Below are 4,525 nucleotides of genomic sequence, written 5' to 3'. Positions count from 1 at the left end.
TTCTGGGGCGCCTTCAGCGTGATCGACCTCTTGCTATTGAACGCGCTAACAATCGTCACGGAGTTCATCGGGATCAGCCTCGCGTTGCGCTATCTCGGCCTGTCGCAGTTTTGGGGCGTACTGGCGTCCGCCGCCATTGTCATGATTGCGGTTTCGACCGGCAATTTCCGTCGCTTCGAGCGCTTCAGCATTGTCCTTGTCGCGGGCAGCCTGCTGCTCGTGCCCGTCGTGCTGATGGTGCATCCCCCGGTTGGGCAGCTCGCCGCCGACTTCCTCGTGCCGAAGCTGCCGGATAACACCAAGCTCAGCGAGGTCATGCTACTGATCGTGGCCATTGTGGGCACCACGGTGGCGCCCTGGCAACTGTTCTTCCAGCAGAGCTACATCATCGACAAACGCATCACGCCTCGGTTCATCCGCTACGAGCGCCTCGACCTCTCTATCGGCATCGTGCTGGTGATCATGGGTGCGGTTGCGATGATCGGATTCTCGGCTGCGATCTTTGCCGGAACACCCGAGTTCGGCAACTATACGGACGCGCTCGGAACGGCGATTGGGCTCGAGAAATATGCCGGCAGGCTGCCGGCAGCGCTGTTTGCACTCGCCTTGCTTGATGCCTGCATCATCGGCGCGGCCGCGGTCTCGCTCGCCACGGCTTACGCGATCGGCGACGTGTTCGCGGTCAAGCACTCGCTGCATCGCAAGCTGTGGGACGCAAGGGGGTTTTACGCCGTCTATTTCGGCCCGATCCTGCTGGCCGCAGTGCTAGTGCTGACGCCCGGCACGCCGCTCGGTCTTTTGACCAACGCCGTTCAGACCCTGGCCGGGGTGTTGCTGCCGAGCGCGACGGTGTTTCTGCTCCTGCTCTCGAATGACAAGGACACCCTCGGCCCCTGGGTGAACTCAAGGCCGTTGAACCTCTTCACCGGAACGGTCGTCGCCGCACTCGTGATGCTCTCGATCATCCTGACCGCATCGGTGTTGTTTCCCGACCTGGACGCGCGATGGATCATCGGCATCCTGATCGGCGGCAGCGTGCTTGCAATCGTCGTGACGGCTGCAATCAAGCTGTATGAGTTCTCCGCGCACAGGAATGCGATGCCCTCCTTTCAGCCGCGCGTGCGCGAATATGGGCGCGATGACCGCGACAGCTGGCGCATGCGGCCGCTCGACCTGCTGCCGCCGGCAAAGTTCAGCACGCTAAGCCGCATCTGGATGATCGTGCTGCGCCTCTACCTCGTGGTCGCGGCCGGCCTTGTGCTGCTCCGCATTTTCTAGCTCGCCACGGCAGGCGCGTGATCGGGCCCGGCGCCCGTCATGGTCGCCGCCGCCTCGCGGTGATCATGTTCCGTTTTGCCGGGCGGATCCTGCGCACGGCTATCGAGCTCTATCGGCGCCGTGCGATGCCGCGGCTACTGCTTCGGCTCGCGCTGTCATCGGCGCAACTTCTGGAACGCGCCGGCGGACGTCTCGTTCTCGGTCGATGGCGATGGTCGCAACCTGAACTCACCAATGAGAAGTGCAATGGTCACATCGATTGAACAAACCGCGCTCAACCTGACGTTTGCAACGCTGCTCGGAGCCAGCATCGGTTTCGAACGCCAATGGCGCCAGCGCATGGCCGGCTTGCGCACCAATACGCTGGTTGCGATCGGCGCTGCGAGCTTTGTGATCTTTGCAAGACTCATTCCCGGCGAGAGCAGTCCCACCCGCGTGGCCGCGCAAGTCGTCTCTGGAATTGGCTTCTTGGGGGCGGGCATTATCTTTCGCGAGGGATTCCATGTGACCGGGCTCAACACAGCCGCCACGCTTTGGTGCTCGGCGGCCGTAGGTCTGCTCGCGGGCTCAGCATGCGGCGGAAGCGGCGCTCGCCACTAGATTTGTGGTTCTGGTCAACCTTTTGCTCCGCCCGCTGGTGAAGCTGATCAATCGCCAGCCGATGATCCAGTCTGAAAGCGATTTTCACTATCGGGTCCGCGTGGTTTGCCGCGGCCCGGAAGAGGCACACGTCCGCGCCTTGCTCTTGCAGGGGACGGTCAACGGGCAACTGAGCCTGCGCCAGCTGGACAGCACCGATCTTGAAGGCAACGACCGGGTCGAGGTCAACGCGCGCCTCAACTCGCAATCGAAATGCGACGGCATCCTCGAGCAGGTCGTCGGCCGGCTCAGCCTCGAGCCGACGGTTTCGGCGGCGAGCTGGCGCGTAGAGCCGCTGGCCGAGTGAAGTTTGACGGCGAAGCCATATCGCTCATGGGGGCGTCATGAAACGAGTCTGCGAATTGCGCGTGCTGCGACCCAGCGGCGGCCGGACCGAGTCCCAGCCTTCGGGGTCGGTCCCTTTTCACATAACCATCTTCGACTTGTCATACCCGAGCCGCGCCACCGGGAAAGTGGGCTGCAGCGCGCGTGAGAGTTTGAGCGATTCCATCGTGTTGCTGGCACGTCACGGCGCGATGCCTTTTGGGGAAAGCCGTCACGCTTCACCTTCCCATACAGAACGGCTTGCAATAGCGCTGGGGAGCAATCCGATGCACGCAGCGCATCGCGGTCGGCCTAGAGCGGTCGCATCGCGCCGACAGGCTGGAGCAATGACACAAGGGGACTGCCGAAATGCTGGCGGCGGGAGGGGTTGCCCGGTGAGGGGCGCGCGCCAACCGCTGCGCTTGGTCCTCGCTTGTCTCGGGCTCATGTCCATAAGTTGCCCGGCGCTCGCCGCTGATCTTCCGATCAAGCCACCGGCGCCCTATGTCGGCAACGGCTACGATTGGACCGGGTGGTATGTCGGCGCTCATGTGGGCGTGATCCGCGGCTCTTCCAGCTGGAGCTCGACACCGCTCGGACCTGGCGGTCCTGTCATGAACGGTGGATTCGACATTCCCTTCCATTTCGACTTCATGGCCGGCACCGGCAGCTACGTCGCCGGCATGCAGGGCGGCTACAACTATGTCCTGCCGTCCTCCCACCTGATGTTCGGCTTCGAAGCCGACGCCAGCTTTCCTAACTCCGATGTGGTCAATCCGTTTTCGGTGCGCGGCAGCCAGACGGTGATATCGGACGCGATCGGCCAGGTGACCTACGGGGAAGCCGTCATCCACTACGGAAGCGTCCGCGGCTGCGTTGGCTACGCCTTCGACCACTTGCTCGTATACGGAACGGGCGGCTTTGCCTGGACCTTCGACCAGGTGACAAGGAGCCAGGACGTTGCTCCCGCTGTCGGCTGCTTTGCAGCCGCAGGCACCCTCGAAACCGTATCGATGTGGCGCCTGGGCTGGGCCGCAGGCATCGGCGCGGAGCTCCCGATTGACGGCAACTGGACGGCAAAGGCGGAATTTTTGGAAACCGGTTTTGGCCGCAAGAGCAAATTCTTCGCAGCTTCGGCGGATACCTTCTCATCCAGCCTTAACATGCAAAGCATCCGCTTCGGATTGAACTACCATCTTGAGGACAGCAACCCGGCCGCAAACCTTTTCGTCAAGGGTCCCACAGCGCTTGAGTCGGACCGTTTCGCCTTCCATGCCCAGGCGACCTTCCTCGACCAGACCGTACCCTCGTTCCGGTCGCCCTATGTCGGCCCAAACAGCCTCATCCCCAATCAAAGCCGTGAAACTAGCGACGTGACTGCCGATTCCGACGATCTCGCCCGGGTATTCCGATTTGATCTCGCCCAGGATTCCGAGATAATCTCGCCCACCATTCCGATTTGATGTCGCCCGGGGCGGGAGGCGTTCTGGCTGTCTGGGTTCTGGCATCGGCAAGCCGCGTGGTCAATCTTGAATCGCGGCTCGAAGGAGTTGTTTTCTGCTGCTTCTGCTGTGGGCATGTGGGCAACGCCCTTCGCGTTGTCCAAGCGCAGCGGCATGTCCACAGCGCCACTGGTTCAGGTCTTTCGGCCGGGTTTACGGGTTCGCCGCATGCTCTCGCCGTTGAGGTCGATCCGGTGGGCGTTATGGACCAAGCGGTCGAGGACGGCGTCGGCGTAGGTGGGGTCGCCGATCAGCGCATGCCATTGATCGACGGGAAGCTGGCTGGTGACGATGGTGGAGCGGCGGCCGTAGCGGTCCTCGAGGATCTCCAGGAGATCGTGACGGGCCGCGGCGTCGAGTGGCTCGAGGCCCCAGTCGTCGAGGATGAGGAGATCGACGCGACCGAGCGAGCGCAGGATACGGGGGTGGCGGCCATCGCCGCGCGCCAAAGCGAGATCAGTGAACAGCCGCGGGACGCGCTGATAGAGCACGGAGCGATTGTCGCGGCAGGCCTTGTTGCCAAGTGCCGAGGCGAGCCAGCTCTTGCCGACGCCGGAGGGCCCGCAGAGGAGGAGATTGGCATGGTCGTCGATCCATTGACCTTCGACCAGCATCGTCAGCAGGCTGCGGTCGAGGCCGCGCGGGGTGCGATAGTCGATGTCCTCGATGCAGGCCTGCTGGCGCAGCTTGGCGTATTGCAGCCGCTTCGACAGCCGCTTGTCGCGTCGCAGCGAGGCTTCGCGTTCGAGCAGCAGCGCGAGCCATTCGGCGTGGCCGAGGCT

At 63.1% G+C, this 4,525-nt stretch carries 4 protein-coding genes and 1 pseudogene; 4 read left to right on the top strand and 1 reads right to left on the bottom strand.

What is annotated here, in order from left to right:
* The 4 genes and pseudogenes from JOY90_RS24480 to JOY90_RS24460 form a co-directional block, all read left to right on the top strand.
* Positions 1–1,278 (top strand): NRAMP family divalent metal transporter (locus JOY90_RS24480; protein WP_291693686.1); only part of this gene is annotated, 1,278 nt, incomplete at its 5' end.
* A 17-nt stretch (positions 1,279–1,295) separates the two neighbouring features.
* Entirely contained in the window at positions 1,296–1,541 is a 246-nt protein-coding gene (locus JOY90_RS24475) for a hypothetical protein (protein ID WP_291693685.1), read from the top strand.
* Positions 1,525–2,224: pseudogene (locus JOY90_RS40190) on the top strand (MgtC/SapB family protein). Before JOY90_RS24475 ends, JOY90_RS40190 begins: the two are co-directional and overlap by 17 nt.
* A 37-nt stretch (positions 2,225–2,261) precedes the next feature.
* Complete coding sequence (locus tag JOY90_RS24460) at positions 2,262–3,704, top strand: outer membrane protein (RefSeq protein ID WP_367276990.1); 1,443 nt, start codon at positions 2,262–2,264, stop codon at positions 3,702–3,704.
* A gap of 173 nt (positions 3,705–3,877) precedes the next feature.
* Here the strand turns inward: JOY90_RS24460 and istB are convergent.
* A partial coding sequence (gene istB, locus JOY90_RS24455; RefSeq protein WP_291693681.1) for an IS21-like element helper ATPase IstB occupies positions 3,878–4,525 on the bottom strand: 648 nt, incomplete at its 5' end.

Origin of the sequence: Bradyrhizobium sp., from assembly GCF_019242285.1 — a bacterium.
In the GTDB taxonomy this organism is placed as follows: domain Bacteria; phylum Pseudomonadota; class Alphaproteobacteria; order Rhizobiales; family Xanthobacteraceae; genus Bradyrhizobium.
This window is presented reverse-complemented; position numbering and strand designations above follow the sequence as displayed.